The organism is Streptomyces sp. NPDC048461 (assembly GCF_055587105.1).
This window is the reverse complement of sequence record NZ_JBVJGW010000009.1, coordinates 38,807-59,789: the sequence shown is the minus strand read 5'-3', so window position 1 is coordinate 59,789 and position 20,983 is coordinate 38,807. Positions and strand designations below refer to the sequence as shown.

22 protein-coding genes are annotated in these 20,983 nt (G+C 73.8%); 9 read left to right on the top strand and 13 right to left on the bottom strand.

Features of this window, described 5'->3' with window-relative positions:
- The first annotated feature begins 121 nt into the window (after nucleotides 1-121).
- From ACZ6S8_RS17480 to ACZ6S8_RS17465, 4 genes are all read left to right on the top strand, one after another.
- Nucleotides 122-820, top strand: a complete 699-nt coding sequence (locus tag ACZ6S8_RS17480; RefSeq protein ID WP_469456624.1) for an ABC transporter permease — start codon at nucleotides 122-124, stop codon at nucleotides 818-820.
- A gap of 4 nt (nucleotides 821-824) precedes the next feature.
- On the top strand, nucleotides 825-1,493 hold the full coding sequence (locus ACZ6S8_RS17475) for an ABC transporter permease (RefSeq protein WP_469456623.1): 669 nt from the start codon (nucleotides 825-827) through the stop codon (nucleotides 1,491-1,493).
- Between the two features lie 32 nt (nucleotides 1,494-1,525).
- Entirely contained in the window at nucleotides 1,526-2,512 is a 987-nt protein-coding gene (locus ACZ6S8_RS17470) for an ABC transporter substrate-binding protein (protein WP_469456622.1), read from the top strand.
- A 98-nt stretch (nucleotides 2,513-2,610) separates the two neighbouring features.
- A complete protein-coding gene (locus ACZ6S8_RS17465; protein WP_469456620.1) occupies nucleotides 2,611-3,717 on the top strand; it encodes a hypothetical protein in 1,107 nt (368 codons plus the stop codon).
- A 28-nt stretch (nucleotides 3,718-3,745) separates the two neighbouring features.
- Here the strand turns inward: ACZ6S8_RS17465 and ACZ6S8_RS17460 are convergent, their stop codons facing one another.
- The 4 genes from ACZ6S8_RS17460 to ACZ6S8_RS17445 form a co-directional block, all read right to left on the bottom strand.
- Nucleotides 3,746-4,843 (bottom strand): sensor histidine kinase, encoded by a 1,098-nt coding sequence (locus ACZ6S8_RS17460; RefSeq protein WP_469456618.1) that lies wholly within the window; start codon nucleotides 4,841-4,843, stop codon nucleotides 3,746-3,748.
- Entirely contained in the window at nucleotides 4,836-5,588 is a 753-nt protein-coding gene (locus ACZ6S8_RS17455; protein WP_469456616.1) for a response regulator transcription factor, read from the bottom strand. The genes ACZ6S8_RS17460 and ACZ6S8_RS17455 overlap by 8 nt, the downstream gene beginning before the upstream one ends.
- Before the next feature lie 207 nt (nucleotides 5,589-5,795).
- Nucleotides 5,796-6,518: a VanZ family protein gene (locus ACZ6S8_RS17450; protein ID WP_469456614.1), complete on the bottom strand. Its 723-nt coding sequence runs from the start codon at nucleotides 6,516-6,518 to the stop codon at nucleotides 5,796-5,798.
- Nucleotides 6,519-6,597: 79 nt separating this feature from the next.
- The gene (locus tag ACZ6S8_RS17445; protein ID WP_469456612.1) at nucleotides 6,598-7,218 is read right to left on the bottom strand and encodes a TetR/AcrR family transcriptional regulator; all 621 of its coding nucleotides are present in this window, start codon (nucleotides 7,216-7,218) and stop codon (nucleotides 6,598-6,600) included.
- A 116-nt stretch (nucleotides 7,219-7,334) separates the two neighbouring features.
- Here ACZ6S8_RS17445 and ACZ6S8_RS17440 point away from each other — a divergent pair, with 116 nt between their 5' ends.
- Nucleotides 7,335-8,225: an NAD(P)-dependent oxidoreductase gene (locus tag ACZ6S8_RS17440; protein ID WP_469456610.1), complete on the top strand. Its 891-nt coding sequence runs from the start codon at nucleotides 7,335-7,337 to the stop codon at nucleotides 8,223-8,225.
- A 4-nt stretch (nucleotides 8,226-8,229) separates the two neighbouring features.
- Here ACZ6S8_RS17440 and ACZ6S8_RS17435 read toward each other — a convergent pair whose 3' ends face one another.
- The 3 genes from ACZ6S8_RS17435 to ACZ6S8_RS17425 form a co-directional block, all read right to left on the bottom strand.
- Entirely contained in the window at nucleotides 8,230-8,445 is a 216-nt protein-coding gene (locus ACZ6S8_RS17435) for a hypothetical protein (RefSeq protein ID WP_386529788.1), read from the bottom strand.
- Between the two features lie 102 nt (nucleotides 8,446-8,547).
- Nucleotides 8,548-9,405: an arylamine N-acetyltransferase family protein gene (locus tag ACZ6S8_RS17430; RefSeq protein ID WP_469456608.1), complete on the bottom strand. Its 858-nt coding sequence runs from the start codon at nucleotides 9,403-9,405 to the stop codon at nucleotides 8,548-8,550.
- Nucleotides 9,406-9,485: 80 nt separating this feature from the next.
- Nucleotides 9,486-10,628, bottom strand: coding sequence for an NADH-quinone oxidoreductase subunit D (locus tag ACZ6S8_RS17425; RefSeq protein WP_469456606.1), 1,143 nt, complete (start codon nucleotides 10,626-10,628; stop codon nucleotides 9,486-9,488).
- 76 nt (nucleotides 10,629-10,704) lie between these two features.
- Here ACZ6S8_RS17425 and ACZ6S8_RS17420 point away from each other — a divergent pair, with 76 nt between their 5' ends.
- Nucleotides 10,705-11,196, top strand: coding sequence for a PH domain-containing protein (locus ACZ6S8_RS17420; protein WP_469456603.1), 492 nt, complete (start codon nucleotides 10,705-10,707; stop codon nucleotides 11,194-11,196).
- Nucleotides 11,193-12,641, top strand: coding sequence for a PH domain-containing protein (locus ACZ6S8_RS17415; protein ID WP_469456601.1), 1,449 nt, complete (start codon nucleotides 11,193-11,195; stop codon nucleotides 12,639-12,641). The genes ACZ6S8_RS17420 and ACZ6S8_RS17415 overlap by 4 nt, the downstream gene beginning before the upstream one ends.
- Nucleotides 12,642-12,659: 18 nt before the next feature.
- Here the strand turns inward: ACZ6S8_RS17415 and ACZ6S8_RS17410 are convergent, their stop codons facing one another.
- Together ACZ6S8_RS17410 and ACZ6S8_RS17405 are read right to left on the bottom strand one after the other, a co-directional pair.
- Complete coding sequence (locus ACZ6S8_RS17410) at nucleotides 12,660-13,337, bottom strand: response regulator (protein WP_267723059.1); 678 nt, start codon at nucleotides 13,335-13,337, stop codon at nucleotides 12,660-12,662.
- Between the two features lie 47 nt (nucleotides 13,338-13,384).
- A complete protein-coding gene (locus ACZ6S8_RS17405; RefSeq protein WP_469456599.1) occupies nucleotides 13,385-14,584 on the bottom strand; it encodes a sensor histidine kinase in 1,200 nt (399 codons plus the stop codon).
- Between the two features lie 106 nt (nucleotides 14,585-14,690).
- Here ACZ6S8_RS17405 and ACZ6S8_RS17400 point away from each other — a divergent pair, with 106 nt between their 5' ends.
- On the top strand, nucleotides 14,691-15,680 hold the full coding sequence (locus ACZ6S8_RS17400) for an SAM-dependent methyltransferase (protein ID WP_469456597.1): 990 nt from the start codon (nucleotides 14,691-14,693) through the stop codon (nucleotides 15,678-15,680).
- Between the two features lie 144 nt (nucleotides 15,681-15,824).
- Here ACZ6S8_RS17400 and ACZ6S8_RS17395 read toward each other — a convergent pair whose 3' ends face one another.
- Nucleotides 15,825-17,378 (bottom strand): M28 family metallopeptidase, encoded by a 1,554-nt coding sequence (locus ACZ6S8_RS17395; protein WP_469456595.1) that lies wholly within the window; start codon nucleotides 17,376-17,378, stop codon nucleotides 15,825-15,827.
- Nucleotides 17,379-17,656: 278 nt separating this feature from the next.
- Nucleotides 17,657-18,781 carry a DUF5937 family protein gene (locus tag ACZ6S8_RS17390; RefSeq protein WP_469456593.1) on the bottom strand — a complete coding sequence of 375 codons (1,125 nt, stop codon included), beginning with the start codon at nucleotides 18,779-18,781 and terminating at the stop codon, nucleotides 17,657-17,659.
- Nucleotides 18,782-18,945: 164 nt separating this feature from the next.
- On the opposite strand from ACZ6S8_RS17390, the gene ACZ6S8_RS17385 reads away from it, so the two are divergent.
- On the top strand, nucleotides 18,946-19,182 hold the full coding sequence (locus tag ACZ6S8_RS17385) for a hypothetical protein (RefSeq protein ID WP_469456591.1): 237 nt from the start codon (nucleotides 18,946-18,948) through the stop codon (nucleotides 19,180-19,182).
- A gap of 16 nt (nucleotides 19,183-19,198) precedes the next feature.
- Here the strand turns inward: ACZ6S8_RS17385 and ACZ6S8_RS17380 are convergent, their stop codons facing one another.
- Nucleotides 19,199-20,008: a type III pantothenate kinase gene (locus ACZ6S8_RS17380; RefSeq protein ID WP_267723052.1), complete on the bottom strand. Its 810-nt coding sequence runs from the start codon at nucleotides 20,006-20,008 to the stop codon at nucleotides 19,199-19,201.
- Between the two features lie 3 nt (nucleotides 20,009-20,011).
- Entirely contained in the window at nucleotides 20,012-20,983 is a 972-nt protein-coding gene (nadC, locus tag ACZ6S8_RS17375) for a carboxylating nicotinate-nucleotide diphosphorylase (protein ID WP_469456589.1), read from the bottom strand.

The following is a 20,983-nucleotide window of genomic DNA, read 5'->3' as shown; positions in this document are numbered from 1 at the left end:
GTTAGGGCAGTGTTGCGCGCCTGCGAAGATTTCCGGCCAATGTGGGTACCCGGGGTTAAGGTCGCTCCTGGTTGTGGCATTCGGCTAGGACATGTGTGCGGTGAAGGGGGAGGTGAGGAGCGTGGCGGCACAGAACTGCCTGGTGGCGAACGACTGGATCTGCTGGGACTACGTGACCTCCCGCTCCCAGGAGCTCACCGACGCCACCCTCGAACACGTCTGGATCACCGGCGCCTCGGTCCTCATCGGGATCGCCGTGTCCGTGCCCCTCGCGCTGCTGGCCCGCCGCGGCCGCCGCTGGGCGGCGCCCGTGCTGGGCCTCACCACGCTGCTCTACACCGTGCCCTCCCTCGCCATGTTCTCCCTGCTGCTGCCCGTCTTCGGCCTCTCGGCGACGCTGGTGGTGACCGGACTGGTGCTGTACTCGCTGACCATCCTGGTCCGCAACGTGCTCGCCGGCCTGGAAGCCGTCCCCGAGGAGGTGCGGGAGGCCGCGCGCGGCATGGGCTACGGCCCGTCGCGGCTGCTGTGGCAGGTGGAACTGCCGCTGGCGCTGCCCGCCCTGCTGGCCGGTGTCCGGATCGCGACGGTCTCGACCGTCGCGCTGACCACGGTCGGCTCCATCGTCGGCAAGGGCGGCCTCGGCAACCTGATCGCCCCCGCCGTGAACACCTCCTTCAAGGCGCAGGTGCTCACCGCCTCCGTCCTGTGCGTGCTGCTCGCGCTGGTCGCGGACCTGCTGCTGCTCGGCGTACAGCGGCTGCTCACCCCGTGGACCCGGGCCACCGGGCGCCCGGCCGCCTCCGGCAAGGGGGCCTGACGCCGTGGGCGTACTGGGTGGGGCCTGGGACTGGCTGGCCGACGGGGCCAACTGGTCCGGCGAGAGCGGTGTCTGGCACCGGCTCGGCGAGCACGTCTACGTCAGCGGGATCGCCCTCGCGATCGCCTGCGCGGTGGCGCTGCCGGTCGGCCTGTACCTCGGCCACCTCGGCAAGGGCGGCGCGCTCGCGGTCAACATCTCCAACATCGGCCGGGCCGTGCCCGTCTTCGCGGTGCTGGCGCTGTTCATGGTCTCCCCGCTGCGCAACTCCGGCTACCTGCCGACCATCGCCGCCCTGGTGCTGTTCGCCGTCCCGCCGCTGCTGACCAACGCGTACGTCGGCATGCGCGAGGTCGACCGCTCCGTGGTCGAGGCCGCCCGCGGCATGGGCATGTCCGGCGGCCAGCTCTTCCTGCGGGTGGAACTCCCGCTCGCCCGGCCCCTGGTGATGACGGGCCTGCGGTCCGGCGCCGTGCAGGTCATCGCCACCGCCACCATCGCCGCGATGGTCGGCCAGGGCGGACTCGGCCGGATCATCACCGCCGGCTTCAACACGTACGACACCGCGCAGGTCGTCGCGGGCGCCCTGCTCGTGGCGGCGCTCGCCCTGCTGGTGGAGGGCGCTCTGATCGCGGCGGACCGGCTGCTGCCGCGGGCCGCGACGTCCCGCTGATTCCTGTCCATCGCCTCGAACGGAGTACCCCCATGAGCAAGACCACGCGCGTCCTCGGCGCGTCCCTGGGCGCCCTTGCGCTGACGGTGTCGCTGGCCGCGTGCGGCGGCGACAGCCTGGAGAAGAGCAAGGACGGCGGCTCGGCTTCCTCCGAACCGTCCGCGGGAGGCGCCAAGGGCAGCCTGGTGATCGGCTCGGCCGGCTTCACCGAGGCCAACGTGCTCGCGGAGCTGTACGCGCAGGTCCTCAAGGACGCGGGCTACAGCACCTCCGTCAAGACGGTCAACAACCGCGAGCTGTACGAACCGTCGCTGGAGAAGGGCGAGATCGACGTCGTCCCGGAGTACGCGGCCACCCTCGCGGAGTTCCTCAACGCCAAGGTGAACGGCGCGAAGGCGCCGGAGGAGAAGCCGGTCGCCTCCAGCGACGTCGCGGCGACCGTGGCGGCGCTGGAGAAGCTCGCCGGCCCGCTGGGCCTCAAGGCGCTCCCGGCGGGCGGGGCGGTCGACCAGAACGCCTTCGCGGTGACGAAGGAGTTCGCTCAGAAGAACAACCTGAAGACGCTGTCCGACCTGGGCACGTCCGGTCTGAAGGTGAAGATCGCGGCGGGTGACGAATGCGCCGTCCGTCCCTTCTGCGCCCCCGGGCTGACGAAGACGTACGGGATCCAGGTGGCCGGAATCGACCCGAAGGGCGTCGGCACCCCGCAGGCCAAGCAGGCGGTCAAGGACGGCGCGGACCAGCTCGTGCTGACCACGACCACGGACGCCACCCTCGACGGCTACGGCCTGGTCCTGCTGGAGGACGACAAGAAGCTCCAGAACGCCGACAACATCCTGCCCGTGGTGAACGCCAAGGACGCGGGCGCCCCGGAGGTCGCGGCCGCACTGGACAAGCTGACCAAGGCGCTCACGACGGCCGACCTGATCGACCTCAACCGCAAGGTGGACGCCGAGCGAGCCAAGCCGGCGGACGTGGCGAAGGCCTACCTGGAGTCCAAGGGCCTCGTGCAGAAGTAGCAGTTACGCGGTTGGTGGAGAAATGTGCGGTAACCGCCCGGCAAGGATTTGCCGGGCGGGTACCCCACTCGGCCTCAACGCCCTGTAAATTTCTGGCCATGCCCCGTGGACGCCACCGCAATCCAGAACCCCTGCACCGGCTGCTCACGCCGACGACCGTCGCCGGTGTCTCCGCCGTCAGCGCCGGCGCGGCCTGGTTCCTCGCCGAACCGCTGGCGCTACGGCTGCTCGTGGCCGTCACGGCAACCGCGGGGATCGCCGGAGCCGTCGTCATGCGCGCCTGGGACCAATCGGCGGGACGCCGGGTCGCGGAACTGGCGCGCGAGCGGGTCAAGGACGAGTGGAAGACGGACGAGCGGATAGCCGAGCTCGAATCCGACCTCGAAGAGGCCCGCGTGCTGCGGGCCAAGCTCGACACCAAACTGCGGGCCAAGCGCGTGGAACTGGCCGGGCTGCGCGGCGAGCACGCGGCGCTCCTGCGCCGGTACGCCACCGCCGAGACCGAGCGGGCGAGCGCCCTGGAGCGCCGCCGGCTGCTGGCCATCGAGGCGGCCGCGGCCGCTCCGGCTCCGAAGGAACTCCCCGCCGTCTCCGAGGAGCGCACCGCCGCCGGCGCGCCCACCCCGGTCGGCTACGCCCGGGCCAACGCGGCCCTCAGCGCGCTCGCCCGCAAGGCGAAGACCCCGGCCCTGCCGGGCCCGCCCCGGCCGCCCGCCGCCCGCGTCCCGGCGCCCGCCCCCGCTCCGGCTTCCGGTGCTCCCGCCCCGGTGTCCGCCCAGGCGCCGGCGCCCGCTTCTCCCGCTGCTCCCGCCGGCCCCGTGCCCGGCGCGGCCGGCGCCCACACCCGTCCGGCGCTCACCGGCGCGCCCGCGGTGCCCGCGCGCCGGCTCGCCGCCGCGGTCGCCCCGTACGCGGCCCAGCGGCGCACGGGTTCCCGCGTCGAGGGCGGCTTCGACTTCTTCGGCACCAAGAACGCGGCGCAGGCCCGCGCGGTGATCGAGGCCGTGCAGAACGAGGACCTGGCCGACGTCGTCGGCGCCGAGGCCCTTGCGGCCCACAAGGCCGAGGCCGCGCGGACCGGCACCGAGCCCGGGTTCAAGCCGGCGACCGCCGAGACCCGCGCGGTGGGCCAGGTCATCGACCTGACGGCCCACGACGAGACCGAGCCGATCGACGTGGCCCGGCTGCGCACCGCGATCTCCTAGGACCGCGGGGCGACGGCGCCGACACCGTCTAGGGGGCGTCCCGTACGGACGCCGCCGCGGGGAGCCGGACCGTGACGAGGAGCCCCCCGGCGGGGCCGGGGGCCAGTTCCAGGGTCCCGTCGTGGGCGCGGACGATGCTGTGCACGATGGCCAGCCCGAGGCCGACGCCGGCGTGCTCGTCGGTGCGTACGCGCTCCGTACCGCGCTGGAAGGGCTCGGTGAGGGTCGGTACCAGGGCGTCGGGGATCCGGTGGCCCGTGTTGCCGACGTGCAGCACGCTCGTTCCCCCGCAGGCCTCGGTGTGGACCGTCACGGAGCCGCCGGCGGGGAGGTTGTGGACGACGGCGTTCTGGACGAGGTTCGTCACCATCCGCAGCAGGAGCTCGGCGGAGCCGCCGGTCGGGGCCGCCCCTCCGGTGACGTCGAGCGCGATCCGGCGCCGTTCCGCGAGGGGGAGCAGCGTCTCGGCGGCCTCCTCGGCGAGGAGGGACAGGTCGACGTCCTCGCGGGTGAGGTTCCCTCGGTCGCCGCGGCTGAGCAGCAGCAGGGCCTCGGTGAGGCCGATCGCCCGGGTGTTGACGGCGTGCAGGCGCTCGACGAGTTCGTCCCGGTCCCGCGCGGGGTCCTTGCGGGCCACGTCGAGGAGCGTCCGCGAGATCGCCAGCGGGGTGCGCAGCTCGTGGGAGGCGTTCGCGGCGAACCGCCGCTGCTCGGCGACGCGGGACTCCAGCTGGTCGAGCATCGAGTCGAAGGCGTCGGAGAGTTCGCGGAACTCGTCCGTGCGTCCCGTCATGCGGATCCGGTGCGACAGCGACCCCTTGCCCGCCGTCCGTGCCGCGTCCGCGATCCGGGTGAGGGGGGCGAGCATCCGGCCGGCGAGGATCCAGCCCCCCACGAGGCCGAACACGAGCAGGCAGGCCAGTGCGACGGCCGCGGCGGGGGCGAAGGTGTGCACGAGGAGGTAGCGGTTGGGCGAGATCCCGAGCAGGCCCTGGGAGTTGTCCGGTACGTAGCGCAGCAGGAACATCCACACCACGGCCAGCAGGAGGGCGCTGGCGAGGAGGAGGAACCCGGCGTAGCTGAGGGTGAGTTTCAGGCGGGCGCTGAGCCCCGGGCGTCTACGCACGGGTCCCGCCGGGGGCGGCGGCGGACCCGCCGGTGTCCCCGGCGGAGCCGCCGCCCGTGGCCCCCGCGCCGTCCCCGCCGGTCCGGCCGGCGTCGATCCGGTAGCCGACTCCGGGCACCGTGGCGATGATCCACGGTTCGCCGAGCCGTTTGCGCAGGGCGGAGACGGTGATGCGCACGGCGTTGGTGAAGGGGTCGGCGTTCTCGTCCCAGGCCCGCTCCAGCAGGTCTTCGGCGGAGACGACCCCGCCCTCGGCGGTGACGAGGACTTCCAGGACGGCGAACTGCTTGCGGGTGAGCGCGACGTGGTGCCCGTCGCGGAAGACCTCCCGGCGGAACGGGTCGAGCCGCAGGCCCGCGATCTCGCGGACCGGGGGGCGGGCGTACGCGCGCCGGCGGTCCAGCGCCCGCAGCCGCAGGACGAGCTCCCGCAGCTCGAACGGCTTGGTGAGGTAGTCGTCGGCGCCGAGCCCGAACCCGGAGGCCTTGTCGTCGATCCGGTCGGCGGCGGTCAGCATGAGGATCGGCAGGCAGCGGCCGGAGGCGACGATGTGCCGGGCGACCTCGTCGCCGGAGGGCCCGGGGATGTCGCGGTCGAGGATCGCGAGGTCGTAGGAGTGGACGCCGAGCAGTTCCAGGGCGGAGTCGCCGTCACCGGCGATGTCGGCGGCGATCGCCTCCAGCCGCAGACCGTCCCGGACGGCCTCGGCCAGGTACGGCTCGTCCTCCACGATCAGTACGCGCATGGCCGAAGCCTAAGGGCTGTCCCGTAATCCCCGGCGGGCGCGCGGCGACAGCTACGGCACCTCGCCGCGTTGTCGGAACGTCCGGATACGTCCAGTATCCGGACGCTCCTCCGCCTTGCGATGTACCGCATCTGACGCCGCGCGCTGATCCACCGGGGATTACGGGACAGCCCTTCGGGGCCGTCCCGTATCGCCCGCGTATGCCGGTCAGCCCGCCGGGGCGGGCGCGGGCTCGGGCGCGGGGCGGGGCCGCCCGGGCCGGGCCGGCGCCGTGGTGCGCCACCAGCGGCGCGAGGCCAGCCCGGCGAGCGCGGCGCCGGCGGCGTTGACGAGGACGTCGTCCACCGAGGACACCCGGTCCAGCCGCAGGACGTACTGGGCACTCTCCACGAGGACCGAGCAGCCCGCGCCGAGGGCGAGGATCCGCGGCACGGACGCCACCGCCGCCCACCGGACGGGAGCGAAGAAGCCCAGGGCCGCGAAGACCAGCAGGTTGCCCGCGATCCCGAGCGGCCCCATCGTGGCCAGGTCCCGCAGCGGTACGAGGCTCAGCCGGCCGGGGACGACGCCGGCTCCGGAGCCCGGCATCATCGTCATCCACACGAACGGCACCGTTCCGTGGACCATGCCCACCGCGGCCAGCGACATCCGCCACGCGGAGGCGGAGGCGGCGCCGTCGGCCCGTCGGCGGGCCGCCAGGGCCCAGGCCACCAGCACGGCCAGGGGCAGCGTGACCAGCGTCATGAGCACCACGCCGTTGAACGTGTCGAAGCAGCCGTGCCACCGCCCGGCCAGGCACATCGGGGCGGACATCATCAGCGGCCGCCGCAGGGCGAACAGGGCTCCCGCAAGGACGAGGACCGCCAGGACGAGGAGGACGGCTCCGCGCGTGCGGCGGCGCGGCGCGGAGGGGGACGCATCGGGGTTCATGGCTCGATGGAAGACGGCGGGCCGTTGCGCGGGCGTATCGAATTTTCGCCACGCCCGCGATAAGCGGTTCCCCGGCGGCTCAGCTCCGCTCGGCCGCGTAGGACCTGATCAGCCGGGCCAGATGGGCGCCCGCCACCAGCAGCGGGGTGCGGCTCTGCTCGACCTGGGCGGCGATCTCGGCTCCGCCCAGGGTGTTCAGGACCGTCGCGGCCAGGTCGCGGGCCTCGTCCTGCGGGTGGCCCGACGCCAGGAGCTTCGCCGCCGCCAGCTCCTCCCAGTGGGCGAAGGCCCGGGCGCAGGCGGCCTGGATCTCCGGGTGGCGGCCGATCGACTCCAGGGCGGTCGTCGTCACCGGGCAGCCGTCCCGCCAGTACGAGTCCGCCAGGGCGTCCGCGAGCAGGACGGCGACTGCCTCGACGGCCTGCGCCGGGTCGGGGTGCGCGGCCAGGCCGGTGCGGAGCACCTCGGCGAACTCCTCGTCGCCGTAGCGGATCGCGGCCACCGCGAGCTCCTGCTTGCCGCCGGGGAAGAAGTGGTAGAGCGAGCCGAGGGTGGCTTCCGCCTCGCGGACGAGCTGCTTGACCGGTGTGTTCTCGTAGCCGCCGTGCTGCATGAGGCGGGAGGCGGTCCGGACCAGCCGGTCGCGCGTGCCCGTTCCGGTCTTCGTCGCTGCCGTCTCTGTCTTCGCCGCTGCTGCCATGGGCGGGATCTTACCGTCCTATCTGGATAGAGCGCTCGTTCCAGCTGGTGTACGGTCGGGATGAGCGCTGGATAGAGCGTTCGTTCTAGGCCGTTCGTCGTGGGGAGAACTCCGTCATGAGCCAGGTTTCCAATGCCGCCAACGCCGCCACCACCACCGATGTCACCGTCGTCGGCCTCGGGCCCATGGGCCGGGCCATGGCCGCCGCCTACCTCGACGCGGGCCACCGGGTCACCGTCTGGAACCGCAGCCCCGGCAAGTACGCCGAGCTCGTGGCGCGCGGGGCGCACCGCGCCGCGACGGCCGCCGAGGCCGTCGCCGCGAGCCCGCTGACCGTGCTCAGCCTGATCGACGTGGACGCCCTGTACTCCGCCCTGGGGGAGGCGGACCTCGCCGGCCGGGTCCTCGCCAACCTGTCCTCGGACGTCCCGGACAAGGCCCGCTCGGCCGCCCGGTGGGCCGGGGAGCGGGGCGCGGCGTACCTCACCGGCGGGATCAACGTGCCGCCCACGGGCATCGGCCGGGAGGGCGCGTCCGCCTTCGTCAGCGGCCCCCGCGAGGTGTACGAGGCGCACCGTGCCGTGCTCGACGTCCTCGCCGCCACCGACTACCGGGGCGCCGACCCGGGCCACGCCCAGCTCTACTACCAGCTCAACATGATGATGTTCTGGACCGCGTTCACCGGCTGGTACCAGGCCCTCGCCGTGGCCCGCGCGAACGGCCTGACGGCCGCGGACGTGGTCCCGTACGCCGCGTACACCGCCGACACCCTGCGCGGCTTCTACGAGGGTTCCGCCCCGCTGATCGACGCGGACGACCACGCGGGCACGCACGAGCGCCTCGCCATGTGCGCGGCCAGTGTGGAGCACGTGCTGCACACCGCCGCCGCCTCGGGCGTGGACACCGGGATCCTGGCCGCCCACGCCGACCTCTACCGGCGCGGCGTCGCCGCCGGCTTCGGAGCGGACAGCAGCTCGCGGCTGATCGGCGTGCTCGGCGGCCGCTGAGGCGTCAGAACAGCGGGAGCTGCCCCGGGTGTTCGGACAGCACGAAGCCGTCCAGGGTCGGCGCGGAGGCGCCGAGCACCACCCGGGCCCGGGAGCCGGGGCAGGACACCAGGTCTCCGCGTCCGCTCCCGCCGGGAGGGTCGTGGCGGGCGATCCGGCCGGCGGTGACGGCGCAGTCGCGGCCGCAGGCCGGGCAGGCCCGGCGAGGGGAGTGGGACATGGCCCCAAGTCTGCCCTGCCGCACGGACATCGCCGGCCCGGCCCACCCCGGCCCCCGCCCCGGCCCCCGGCCCGGCCCACCCCCCGGCCCCCCGGGCGGGGGTCAGGTCCCGGCGGACCGCCGGGCCTGCCACGCCTCGTGGGCCCGGCACGCCGCGGCCCACAGCGCCGCCCGGTCCTCCGGGGTGAGGCCGTCGAGCCGCCGCCCGAAGACGCCCTCGATCGCCGCGCGGAACTCCTCCGGGCCCGCCAGCTCCCGCTGGCTCGTCCCCCGCGCGGGATCGATCCGGCTCAGCACCCGGCCCCGCAGCACGTCCACGCCCTCCGCGTCCCGCCGCAGCAGCGCGAAGTTCCGTACGAAGGGGGACTCGGCGGCGCTGGAGAGCCGGGTGTGCATCGCCGCGAAGTCGGCCGTGACGGCCGGGGCGTCGCGGAAGTTCACCCGGGGCATCGGCCCGCCGGGATTGCGGTAGGTCCAGCCCGGGCCCTCGCCCTCCAGCGGCTCCAGCCGTTCCATCACGTACCGGAAGCGCCCCCGCTCGTACGCGCCCGCGCGCAGCGGCAGCGGCTCGTGCGGGCCGTCGCCCAGACCGGTGTCCACGAAGTAGGCCCCTCCACCGACCCGGACGGTCAGGGCGAGGTGGTCGCCGCTCACCGCGCGGGATCCGGGATCGGCGTTCACCCCGCCGAGGTGGCGGGTCACGTCGTAGCCCAGTGACCCGAGGAGCAGCGCGAAGGCACCGTTGAGGTGGAAGCAGTAGCCGCCGCCCCCGGCGGCGATGCGCCGGGCCGACCGCTCGGGGTCGATCCCGGGCGGCCGGCCGAGCTGGATGCCGACGTTGTCGTACGCGACGCGCTCCAGGTGGGCCCGCTGGAGGGCGAACAGCCCCTCGGCGGACGGGCTGCCCGGATCGGTGACGCCGAGCCGCCGCAGGTAGCCGGCGCGCAGGCCGGGACTCATCCGGCCCTCCTGGAGCGCGGCGGCCGGTGCGCGGCCCTGGATCCCCGGCGGATCGGCCCGGAGCGGCCCGTGAGGGGCCACTACTTGTCGATGTCGCCGACGACGAAGAAGAGCGAGCCGAGGATCGACACCATGTCCGCGACGAGCTGCCCGGGCAGCAGCACGGCGAGGGCCTGGATGTTGTTGAAGGAGGCGCTGCGCAGCTTCAGCCGGTACGGGGTCTTCTCGCCCTTGGAGACGAGGTAGTAGCCGTTGACGCCGAGCGGGTTCTCGGTCCAGGCGTACGTGTGGCCCTCGGGCGCCTTGAGGACCTTGGGCAGGCGCTGGTTGACCGGCCCCGGCGGCAGCTCCGCCATCCGGTCCAGGCAGGCGACGGCCAGGTCCAGCGCGTTGTGCGTCTGGTCGAGCAGGACCTCGAAGCGGGCCAGGCAGTCGCCCTCGGTGCGGGTGACCACCTTCAGGACGTCCTGGAGCTCGCCGTAGGCCAGGTACGGCTCGTCGCGGCGCAGGTCGAAGTCGACGCCCGAGGCGCGGGCGATCGGGCCGGAGACCCCGTACGCGTGGACCGCCTCGGCGGTCAGCACCCCGACGCCGCGCGTGCGGCCGCGGAAGATCTCGTTCCCGTGGACCAGCTTGTCGTAGACGTCCATCCGGGTGCGGACGTCGGCGATCGCGGCGCGGGCCCGGCCGAGCCAGCCCGCCGGGAGGTCCTCCTTGAGGCCGCCGACGCGGTTGAACATGTAGTGCATGCGGCCGCCGGAGATCTCCTCCATGACGGCCTGGAGCTCCTCGCGTTCGCGGAACGCGTGGAAGATCGGCGTGATCCCGCCCAGTTCGAGCGGGTACGAGCCGAGGAACATCAGGTGGTTCAGCACCCGGTTCAGCTCGGCCAGCAGGGTCCGCATCCATACGGCCCGCTCGGGGACCTCCATGCCGAGCATCCGCTCGACCGCCATGACGACGCCCAGCTCGTTCGAGAACGCGGACAGCCAGTCGTGGCGGTTCGCGAGCATCACGATCTGCCGGTAGTCGCGGGCCTCGAAGAGCTTCTCGGCGCCGCGGTGCATGTAGCCGACCACCGGCTCGGCGCTGACGATCCGCTCCCCGTCCAGGACGAGGCGCAGCCGCAGGACGCCGTGCGTGGAAGGGTGCTGGGGGCCGATGTTGAGCACCATGTCGGTGCTCTCCGCCGCACCGCCGATGCCGACCGTGGTCTCCGTCATGCGGGCATTGTCTCAGCAGGACGGGAGGGATCGTCGATCCGTCCGGATCGGCGGCCCGCCCGCCTAGGGTGGACGCATGGAAACGGGGACATCGGGTGGGACGGGCGGGCCCGAGTGGGTGGGGCTGCCGGGCGGGCTCCTGACGCTGAGGCGGCTGCTGCTGGTGATCTGGACGACGCTGTTCGCGGCGCTGACGGCGGTCGTCCTCGGCCTGACCGCCGGCCCGGCGTGGGCGGCGGCCGGGGCGTTCTGGTTCGCGGTGACGGCCTGGGGCTGGGTGATGCTGGGCCGGAACTGGCGGTCGTGGCGGTACGCGGAGCGCTCCGACGACCTGCTGATCAGCCGGGGCGTGCTCTGGCGGGAGCAGACGGTGGTCCCGTACGGGCGGATGCAGCTCGTCGAGGTGACCTCGGGCCCGCTGGAGCGCCGCTTCGGGCTGGCCTCCGTCCAGCTGCACACGGCGGCCGCGGCGACGGACGCCAAGATCCCGGGGCTGGTCCCGGCCGAGGCGGAACGGCTCCGCGACCGGCTCACCGCGCTCGGCGAGGCAAGGTCGGCGGGCCTGTGACCCCGGCCCGGGCGGGAGACGAGCCGGCGACCTCCGGTCCGGCGGCCGGCGCGCCCCCGGCCGCCCCGGAGCCGGCGGGGGGCGCGGCGGACGCCCCCGCCCCCTCCGCGGAAGCCGCGTCGGCCTCCGAGCGGCGGCTGCACCCCTTCACCCCGCTGCGCCGCGCCTGGGTGCCCATCGCCGCCACCGTCGGCGTGATCGTCCAGCAGGGCGACCGGGCGGGGGAGTGGGTCGCGGACCTGTCCGCCCTGCTGCGCGTCCTCGCGCTGCTCGCGCTGGTCCTCGTCTTCGGCGCGTACGGCTTCCTGAGCTGGTGGTTCACGCACTTCGCGGTGACCGACACCGAACTGCGCATCCGCACCGGCCTGTTCTTCCGCCGCACCGCGCACATCCGCCTCGACCGGCTCCAGGCGGTGGACGTCACCCGGCCGCTGCTGGCCCGGCTCACCGGGGTCGCCTCCCTGCGGCTCGACGTCATCGGGACGGACGACAAGGACGAGCTCGCCTTCCTCGGCGAGAAGGAGGCCGTCGCCCTGCGCGCCGAGCTCCTCGCCCGGGCGGCGGGCTTCAGCCCCGAGGAGGCCGTGACGCTGGGCCAGGCCCCGGAGCGGGAGCTGCTGCGCGTCAGTCCCCGGGACATCGCCGTCTCGCTCGCGCTGAGCCTGAGCGTGCTCGCCGCCCTGGCGGGCGGGATCATCGCGCCGGTGTTCGTCTGGTGGATCAGCTCCAGCCCGTGGGCGGCCGTCGTCACCCTGCTCCCGATGCTGGGCGCGGTGTGGGCGGGCAGCGCGGGCCGGTTCCTCAGCGAGTACGACTGGACCGTCGCGGAGTCCCCCGACGGCCTGCGCCTGGACCACGGGCTGCTGGACCGGGCGCACGAGACCGTGCCGCCGGGGCGCGTGCAGACCGTACGGATCGTGGAGCCGCTGCTGTGGCGGCGGCGGGACTGGGTCCGCGTGGAGCTGGCCGTGGCGGGCTCCAAGAACGACGTCCTGGTCCCGGTGGCCTCGCGGGACGCCGCGTACGCCGTGATCCACCGGGTCCTGCCGGGGGTGGACCTCGCGGCGCTCGCCTTCGAGGGCTCCCCGCGCACCGGGTCGCGCTGGGTGGTGCCGGTGTGGTGGAAGGGCTACGCCCTGGCCGTCTCCCCGGACGTGTTCGCCGCCCGGCACGGCCGCCTGTGCCGCCGTACGGAGATCGTCCCGCACGCCAAGGTGCAGAGCGTCCGCCTCTCCCAGGGCCCCTGGACGAGGGCCCGCGGCCTGGCCGACGTCCACGTCGACACCGGCGCGAACGGCACGGTGACGGCCCGGCTGCGCGCCGCGGCCGGGGCCGCGGAGCTGCTGCACGCGCAGGCCGCCCGCTCCCGCACCTCCCGCGCCTCGGCCCGCCCGGACCGCTGGATGACCAGCGGCCCGGGAGGGACGGACGCAGGGCCTGCCTAGGCCGCCCTCAGGCCGCCCTCAGGCCGCCGGGCCGCCGCCCGCGCGGACCAGGCCCGTCTCGTACGCCAGGACGACGACCTGGACGCGGTCGCGCAGCCCCAGCTTGGTCAGGATGCGGCCCACGTGCGTCTTGACGGTGGCCTCGGACAGGACCAGCCGGGCCGCGATCTCGCCGTTCGACAGGCCCTGGGCGACCAGCAGCATGACCTCGCGCTCGCGCTCGGTCAGCCGGTCGACCTCCTTGTTCCGCGGCTCCTCCGTGGTCGTCGGGAGCATCGGCGCGAACCGGTCCAGCAGCCGCCGCGTCGTGGACGGGGCGACGACGGCGTCGCCGCTGTGCACGGAGCGGATCGCCGCCAGCAGCTCGGCGGGCGGCACGTCCTTCAGCATGAAGCCGCTCGCGCCCGCCTTCAGGCCCGAGAAGGCGTACTCGTCGAGGTCGAAGGTCGTCAGGATGATCACCTTGGGGTGTTCGGGCGGCTCGCAGATCCGCCGGGTCGCCTCGACCCCGTCGAGCTTGGGCATGCGGACGTCCATCAGCACCACGTCCACCGTGGTGGCCCGCAGCACCTCCAGCGCCTCCAGGCCGTTGCCCGCTTCGGCGACGACCTCCATGTCGGGCTGGGCGGCGAGCACCATGCGGAAGCCGGTGCGCAGCAGCACCTGGTCGTCGACGAGCATCACGCGGATGGACATCAGTTACCTCGTCCTCTTCAACTTCAAGAAATCCAAGAACTTCACGGTCAACTCTTCTTCAGGGGAAGCAGCGCGCTGATCCGGAAGCCGCCGCCGGGCCGGGGCCCGGTGTCCAGGGTTCCGCCGACCATACCGATGCGCTCGCGCATGCCGATCAGCCCGTGCCCGGCGCCGTCGGCGCCGCCGTCCTCGTACAGCTCGTGGGCGGCGCCCCGGCCGTCGTCCTCGACGAGCAGGCCCAGGCCGTCGTCGAAGTAGACCAGCCGGACGCTGGCCCGCGCGTCCGGGCCGCCGTGCTTGCGCGTGTTCGTCAGGGCCTCCTGGACGATCCGGTACGCCGTCAGCTCCACCCCGGTGGGCAGTTTGCGCGGTGCGCCCTCGACCTCGAAGTCCACCGCGAGCCCGGCCGCCCGCACCTGCTCGACCAGCACCTCGATCTGCTCGACGTCCGGCTGCGGCACGTAGTCCTCGGACTCCTGGGGCTCGCCTGTCCGCAGCACGCCCAGCAGCCGGCGCATCTCGGCGAGGGCCTGGCGGCCGGTGCCGGAGATGGTCTGGAGGGCCTCCTTGGCCTGCTCGGGGGCCACGTCCATGACGTACGCGGCGCCGTCGGCCTGGACCACCATGACCGAGACGTTGTGCGCGACGACGTCGTGCAGTTCGCGGGCGATCCGGGCGCGCTCGGCGGCGACGGCGACCTTGGCCTGCGCCTCGCGCTGGTTCTCCAGCCGCTCGTTGCGCTCGATCAGCTGGGCGTAGTAGGCCCGGCGGGTGCGCAGCGAGTCGCCGGCCACCCAGGCGAGGGCGAAGGGGACGATGACGAAGAGGGCGAAGAGGGCGCTCTCCGGGTCGCTGAGGCCCTTGTCCACGCCGAAGCGCAGGAAGTACAGCGGGGAGGCCAGCAGGCCGACGCCCAGCGCGGTGCGCGAGACCCAGCGCGGGAGGTCGCCGGCGGCCACGGTGTAGAGGATCACGAGCATGGCGACGTCGGTGAACTGGGCCTCGATGCCGAGGACCAGCTGGTAGAGGCCGGCGCCGAGGGCCAGCCAGAACATCGCCTGCGTCCACTTGCGGCGCAGCGCCACGACGGCGGTCATCGCCAGGGTCACGGGGACCGCTGCGAGCCGGAGGCCGGTGCTCGCGCTCATCGACGCCACGTTCAGCATCGAGAACCCGAAGAAGAAGACGGCCCAGAAGCTGTCGACGCCCGTCGGGTGTCTGCGGAGGAATTCGTAGAGGCGCTGCACGTAACCCAGCGTAGGGAAAGGAGATAGGTGCTGGAGTCAACCACAGGTGCGACCTTGCACCGGGGGCGTACTCCCGAAGGTGGACCCTGAGCTTAGCCTTTGCGTGATGAGCACCCAGGGTGAACGCATGATTCCGGTCCGCTGGCGGACGGCGATGGAGACCGCGCTGTACGGGCCCGGCGGCTTCTACGTGCGGCCGGGCGGCCCGGGACCGGCGGGGCACTTCCGCACCTCGGTGCACGCCTCCGGCCTGTACGCGGGCGCGGTGGCCCGGCTCCTGCTCCGGGTGGACGCCGCCCTCGGGCACCCGGAGGCGCTCGACCTGGTCGACGTGGGCGCCGGGCGGGGGGAGCTGCTGGCCGGGGTGCTCGCCGCGCTGCCGGCGCGGACGGCGGCGCGGGTGCGCCCGTACGCCGTGGAGCGGGCGGAGCGGCCGCCGGGGCTCGACCCGCGCATCGGCTGGGGCGCCGCCCCGCCCGAGGGCACGACCGGACTGCTCTTCGCCAACGAGTGGCTGGACAACGTGCCGCTGGAGGTGGCGGAGGACGGGCGCTACGTCCTGGTCGCGCCGGACGGTACGGAGTCCCCCGGCGGCCCCCTCGACGACGCGGACCGGGCCTGGCTGGAGCGGTGGTGGCCGGGCGGCGGCCGCGCGGAGGTGGGCCGCACCCGGGACGAGGCCTGGGCGGCGGCCGTGGCCACCGTGGAGCGGGGCCTGGCGGTGGCGGTGGACTACGCCCACGTACGGGACGCACGGCCCCCGTACGGGACGCTGACGGGCTTCCGGGCGGGCCGGGAGGTGGCGCCGGTCCCGGACGGCGGCTGCGACGTCACGGCGCACGTGGCCCTGGACGCGTGCGCCGGGCCGGGCGCGGTGCTGCTGACCCAGCGGGAGGCCCTGACCGACCTCGGCGTCTCCGGGGCCCGGCCCCCGCTGGCGCTGGCCTCCACGGATCCGGCGGCGTACGTCCGGGCCCTGGCGGCGGCCGGCGAGGCGGCGGAGCTGACGTCCGCGGCCGGCTTGGGCGGGTTCGGCTGGCTGGTGCAGCCGGTGGGCATCGAGGCGTGGCCGCAGGACGGCGGCGCCGGGACCTGAGGGGCCCGACCGAGGGGCCGGGCACGCCCGACGGGGCAGCCGTACGGGCCGGGCACGCGGGAGGGGCCGGAACCCCCACGGGATTGCGGCCCCTCCCCACCCGTGGCGGGTGACCGCTGCGGGCCACCCGCCTCCGGCTGCCGCCTACTGCTTGATCTCGTCGTGGCCCGGGTGCAGGCCGCCGCCACCGCCGCTGCCGCCGGGGGTCGGCACCGAGACGACCGGCTTCGTCAGCGGGGCCAGGTCGTGCGCGTAGTGGCCGACCGCGTCCGCGATGACGTCGACGTTGATGTCGAGCGCCTTCTGGTCGATGTTGTTGATGTCGTCACCCTTGCCGTGGTAGTTCACGTCGTAGGCGACACCGGCCTGGCCACCGAACTTCGCGGCCTCCTCGGGCGTCTTGATGCCCTCGGCGCCGGTGAACGTGCCGCCGGACGGGATGCCGACCTCGATGAACGGGCCGTAGTCCGAGCGGCCGGAGAAGTCCGTGCCCGCGTGCGGGATCTTCTTGGAGTCGAGGAAGTCGGTGATCCCCTTCTCCAGCTGGGCGGAGCCCGCCGGGCCGGGGCCCGCGCCGGTCGCGTCCGAGTCGTCGCCGTCGTAGACGAAGTACGCGGCGTTCGGCGAGCCGATCATGTCGAAGTTCAGGTAGAGCTTGATCTGCTTCTTCTGCGCGTCGGTCAGGCCGGCGACGTACGCCTCGGAGCCGAGCAGGCCGAACTCCTCCGCCGACCACCAGGCGAACTTGACCTTGTTCTTGATCTTCGTCTGGCTGCTCGCCAGGCGCTGCGCGACCTGGAGGATGCCGGCCGAGCCGGAGCCGTTGTCGTTGATGCCCGGGCCCACCGCGACCGAGTCGAGGTGCGCGCCGAGGAAGACGGTGTTGTTCGCGTCGCCGCCGCGGGTCTCGGCCACGACGTTGTACGTCTTGCGGTTCTCGCGCAGCTCGCGGATGTCGAGGGTGAGCTCGACCGGGCCGGCCGCGGCGTCGGCGGCGAGCCGCTCGCCCTCGGCCTGGGTGACGCCGCCGGTCGGGACCTTGCCCACGGCCGGGTCGCCGAGGGTGCCGTTCAGGGCGCCCTCGGTGTTGTTGAAGATGACCGCGCCGACCGCGCCGGCCGCCGCCGCGTTCTCCTGCTTGACCGCGAAGGCGCAGCCGCCGCGCTTGATCAGGGCGATCTTGCCGGTGAAGGCGCCGGCGGCGAAGTCGCCGGGCTCGCAGCCGCTGGTGCCGTCCGCGTCGACCGGGGCGACCGCCAGCTGGGCGGTGACGCCGTCCTCCGGACCGCTCTTCGTGTACGTCATCAGGTGGATCGGCACGTCGCGCCCGTTGGCGCCGTTCACCGTGAGGGTCTCGGCGACGGTCTCGACGTAGACGAAGTCGAACTCGTTCTTCGTGACCTTGTATCCGGAGGCGCGCATGACGGCCTCGACGTACTGGGCGGACTGCACGTGGCCCTTGGAGCCGGCCACGCGGGTGCCCTTGTTGTAGTCGGCGATCGCCTGGAAGACCTTCAGGTGGTTGTTGGCTCCCTTACCGGTCGCCTCCTTGACCAGCTTCTTCGCGAGCGCGTCACCCTTGGCGCGGTCGCTCTGCGGGCTGCCGGTGGCACCGGCCGGCCCGGCGAGCAGCAGGGGGGAGACGAGGGCCGCGGCGGCCAGGGCGGCGGTTGCTGCGGCTATACGGCGTGAGGGCATGTAGGTCCTTCCACGACAAAAGACGAGCAGAGCAGGTCGGGCGGAGCGGTGGGACGGGGCACCGTGCGCGAGGGTCGGCGGCAGCGGTGGTGGCACGTTAAACACCAAGTGGCCACTCTGGCCAGAGTTTTCACTGATTCCGGTTTATGAATTCCGTATATCGGTGAATCTGCGCCGATCGAAACAGGCCAGAGCCAGGCCTTGTTCGGCCAGGATCGGTCCTGTTCCGGGCGGTTTCCGGCCATGCGCCGGACACGGGAGAGCTGCCGGCCGGGTCCTCAGCGCAGGATGCCCTCGATGAAGTCCGACCCGATGCGGGCGACGGCCGCCAGGTCCAACTGGTGCTGGACGTAACGGCCCTGGCGCCGCGTGTGCATCAGGCCGGCCTTCTTGAGGACGGCCAGGTGCCGTGACACCTCCGGCGCGGTGATCCCGTACACGGCCGCCAGCTCGCTCGTCGTGTACGGGGCCCGGGCCAGGCTCCGGCACAGCCGCATCCGCATGGGATGCGCCAGCGCCTCCATCCGCAGCTGCAGCAGCTCCACCGAGCCCGGCGCGGAGGCCGGCGCGGGTGAGCCGAGCGGATAGTGGATCACCGGCCGCCAGCCCGGTGCGTGCAGCACGAGCAGGTGCGGCCAGCCGAAGTTGGTCGGCACGAGGACCAGGCCGCTGCCTATTCGGGGGTCGGTGGCGGTGGTGGAGCCGTTCACCATCTTGTCGGCGGTGACGGTGGTCAGCGCCTCGTCGACGCTCAGCGCGGACGAGACCTCCTTCAGCGCCGCCGCCAGGCCCTTGCGCCGCAGCACCTCCGCCTTGTGCCGCGCGTCGGCGCTCTGGCCGGGCTCGATCCGCTTCCAGGTCTCCGCGAAGAACGCCGCGTCGCAGTCCTCCAGGAGCCGCCGCATCCACACCCGGACCCCGGCGGTGTCGTCCAGCAGCCGGGCCGAGAAGGCCAGCTGCCGCGGCCCCCGGGCGGCGGCCGTCTCCAGGGCCTTGGCCCGGGCCCCCGCGTCGGTGAGCGGCGAGGGCCCGCCGCCGGCGTCGTACAGCGCCAGCCAGCAGTGCTCCAGGGCCGCCATCACGAACTGCTCGTCGTCCATCCGGTCGAGCACGTCGAGCTCCCCGGCCAGGGTCGAGGAGGGCCTGCCGCTCCCGCCGGGGGTGCCGGCGAAGGCCATGAAGATGTCCGAGAAGGAGCTCCGCCACATGAAGTCCGCCTCCAGCAGCCGGTCCGCGAGGTCCGGGTCGAGCGCGGCGGCGGTGGCGGTCGTCCAGGAGGTCAGCCCGGGGTGGTGGGCGGGCTGTGCGAGCGCGTGCAGGGACATGCAGAGCTCCGCCAGCGGAGAGGGCGCGAAGGTGATCCGGTCCGCGGGGAGCCCGGCGATGTCGATGGTGACGCTCATCAGCCCATTCTGCCGGTGGGACCGCCCGCCGGGGCGCGGGGGGCGGGGCCGGACGGCCTACCGGCCGTCCGCCGCCGCCCGGCGGGCGCGACCGGCCCGCCCGCCGATTGACGGCCCCCGTCAATCGACGCGCGGGGGCGCCGCGGCGGGGTCAGGGTGGAGGCATGAGCTCCATCGAGCAGTACCTCATCGACACCTACCGGGCCTCCCAGCACGGTGACCCCATGCCCCCGCCCCCGGGCCGGGACGACGTCGCCGCACTGCGCGCGGTCCGGTCCCACGCCCAGGCCGAAGCGGTCCTGGAGGGACGCCCGGCCGGGCACCCGTGGCGGGCCGCCCTGCTGCGGCTGCTGCGGCACCCCGGAGGGCCCGGCGGGGCCTGCGCCACCCCCCGGGGGTGACGCGGGCGGCGCCCGGCTACTCGAAGTTGGGCGCGTTGCGCTCGTACACCAGCCGCAGACCGATCAGGGTCAGCCACGGCTCGTGGTCGTCGATCACCGCGGACTCCCCGAGGACGATCGGCGCCAGGCCCCCCGTCGCGATCACCCGGACGTCGTCCGGGTCGCCGTTCGGGCCCGCCAGCTCCTTCGCCATCCGGGCGACGATCCCGTCGACCTGGCCCGCGAAGCCGTAGACCACGCCCGACTGCATCGCCTCGACGGTGGACTTGCCGATCACGTTGCGCGGCCGGGCCAGCTCGATCTTCCGCAGCTGGGCGCCCCGTACGCCGAGGGCCTCCATCGAGATCTCGATGCCCGGGGAGATCACCCCGCCCACGTACTCGCCCTTCGTGGACACCGCGTCGAACGTGGTCGCCGTGCCGAAGTCCACCACGATCGCCGGGCCCCCGTAGAGCTCGACCGCCGCGACCGCGTTGATGATGCGGTCCGCGCCGACCTCCTTCGGGTTGTCCATCAGGATCGGCACGCCCGTCTTGATCCCGGGCTCCACCAGCACCGCCGGCACGTCCCCGTAGTAGCGCCGGGTGACCTCGCGCAGCTCGTGCAGGACCGACGGCACCGTCGAGCAGATCGCGATGCCGTGGATGCCGTCGCCCAGCTCGGTGCCGAGCATCGGGTGCATGCCCATGAGCCCCTGCATCAGCACGGCCATCTCGTCGGCCGTGCGCCGCGGGTCGGTCGAGATCCGCCAGTGCTCGACGATCTCGTCACCGTCGAACAGGCCCAGGACCGTGTGGGTGTTGCCTACGTCGATGGTGAGGAGCACGGGTTACACCGCCTCGCGCAGATCGAGACCGATGTCCAGGATCGGGGAGGAGTGGGTCAGCGCGCCCACCGCCAGGTAGTCCACGCCGGTCAGGGCGTAGTCGCGGGCGGAGTCCAGCGTCAGGCGGCCGGAGGACTCCAGCGTCGCGCGGCCGGCCACCAGGGCGACGGCCTCGGCGGTCTGCGTGACCGTGAAGTTGTCCAGCAGGATCAGGTCCGCCCCGGCCTCCAGGACCTCGCCGACCTGCTCCAGGGTGTCGACCTCGACCTCCACGGGCACGTCCGGGAAGGCCTCACGCACGGCCGCGAAGGCCTGCGCGACGCCGCCCGCCGCGATCACGTGGTTGTCCTTGACCAGCGCCGCGTCCGAGAGGGACATGCGGTGGTTGACGCCGCCGCCGCAGCGCACCGCGTACTTCTCCAGCGCGCGCAGGCCCGGGGTGGTCTTGCGGGTGTCGCGGACCTTCGCCGTGGTGCCGTCCAGCACGTCCGCCCAGCGGCGGGTGGCCGTCGCGATGCCGGACAGGCGGCACAGGATGTTCAGCGCGCTGCGCTCCGCCGTCAGCAGGTCGCGGGTGCGGGCGCGGACCGACAGCAGCAGCTGCCCGGCCTTGACGGCGTCGCCGTCCTCCGCGTGCCGCTCCACCTCGAAGGCCTCGGTGCAGACCACGGAGAACACGGCCTCGGCGATGCGCAGGCCGGCCACGACGCCGTCCTCGCGCGCCACGAAGTCGGCGACCGCCTCGGCCTCCTCGGGCACGGTCGCCACGGTGGTGACGTCCACCCCGCCGTCCAGGTCCTCGGAGAGCGCCATGTGCGCGATGTCCTCGACCTCGATCGGGTCCAGGCCGGCGTCCGCCAGCAGCTGCGCCAGCGCCGGGTCGAGGCCGGTCTCCTCGCCGTCACCGCAGCCGCAGTCGTCGCCGCAGCCGCCTTCGGTGCTGTCGATCAGGGGGAGTTCGTCGGGGGTGCTCAC

Excerpts from the sequence above, each read along its gene's own strand:
- ACZ6S8_RS17470 (WP_469456622.1), top strand. The coding sequence starts at position 1,526 with ATGAGCAAGACCACGCGCGTCCTCGGCGCGTCCCTGGGCGCCCTTGCG.
- ACZ6S8_RS17465 (WP_469456620.1), top strand. The coding sequence starts at position 2,611 with ATGCCCCGTGGACGCCACCGCAATCCAGAACCCCTGCACCGGCTGCTC.
- ACZ6S8_RS17455 (WP_469456616.1), bottom strand. The coding sequence starts at position 5,588 with ATGCGCGTACTGATCGTGGAGGACGAGCCGTACCTGGCCGAGGCCGTC.
- ACZ6S8_RS17450 (WP_469456614.1), bottom strand. The coding sequence starts at position 6,518 with ATGAACCCCGATGCGTCCCCCTCCGCGCCGCGCCGCCGCACGCGCGGA.
- ACZ6S8_RS17445 (WP_469456612.1), bottom strand. The coding sequence starts at position 7,218 with ATGGCAGCAGCGGCGAAGACAGAGACGGCAGCGACGAAGACCGGAACG.
- ACZ6S8_RS17440 (WP_469456610.1), top strand. The coding sequence starts at position 7,335 with ATGAGCCAGGTTTCCAATGCCGCCAACGCCGCCACCACCACCGATGTC.
- ACZ6S8_RS17435 (WP_386529788.1), bottom strand. The coding sequence starts at position 8,445 with ATGTCCCACTCCCCTCGCCGGGCCTGCCCGGCCTGCGGCCGCGACTGC.
- ACZ6S8_RS17430 (WP_469456608.1), bottom strand. The coding sequence starts at position 9,405 with ATGAGTCCCGGCCTGCGCGCCGGCTACCTGCGGCGGCTCGGCGTCACC.
- ACZ6S8_RS17425 (WP_469456606.1), bottom strand. The coding sequence starts at position 10,628 with ATGACGGAGACCACGGTCGGCATCGGCGGTGCGGCGGAGAGCACCGAC.
- ACZ6S8_RS17420 (WP_469456603.1), top strand. The coding sequence starts at position 10,705 with ATGGAAACGGGGACATCGGGTGGGACGGGCGGGCCCGAGTGGGTGGGG.
- ACZ6S8_RS17410 (WP_267723059.1), bottom strand. The coding sequence starts at position 13,337 with ATGTCCATCCGCGTGATGCTCGTCGACGACCAGGTGCTGCTGCGCACC.
- ACZ6S8_RS17400 (WP_469456597.1), top strand. The coding sequence starts at position 14,691 with ATGAGCACCCAGGGTGAACGCATGATTCCGGTCCGCTGGCGGACGGCG.
- ACZ6S8_RS17395 (WP_469456595.1), bottom strand. The coding sequence starts at position 17,378 with ATGCCCTCACGCCGTATAGCCGCAGCAACCGCCGCCCTGGCCGCCGCG.
- ACZ6S8_RS17390 (WP_469456593.1), bottom strand. The coding sequence starts at position 18,781 with ATGAGCGTCACCATCGACATCGCCGGGCTCCCCGCGGACCGGATCACC.
- ACZ6S8_RS17385 (WP_469456591.1), top strand. The coding sequence starts at position 18,946 with ATGAGCTCCATCGAGCAGTACCTCATCGACACCTACCGGGCCTCCCAG.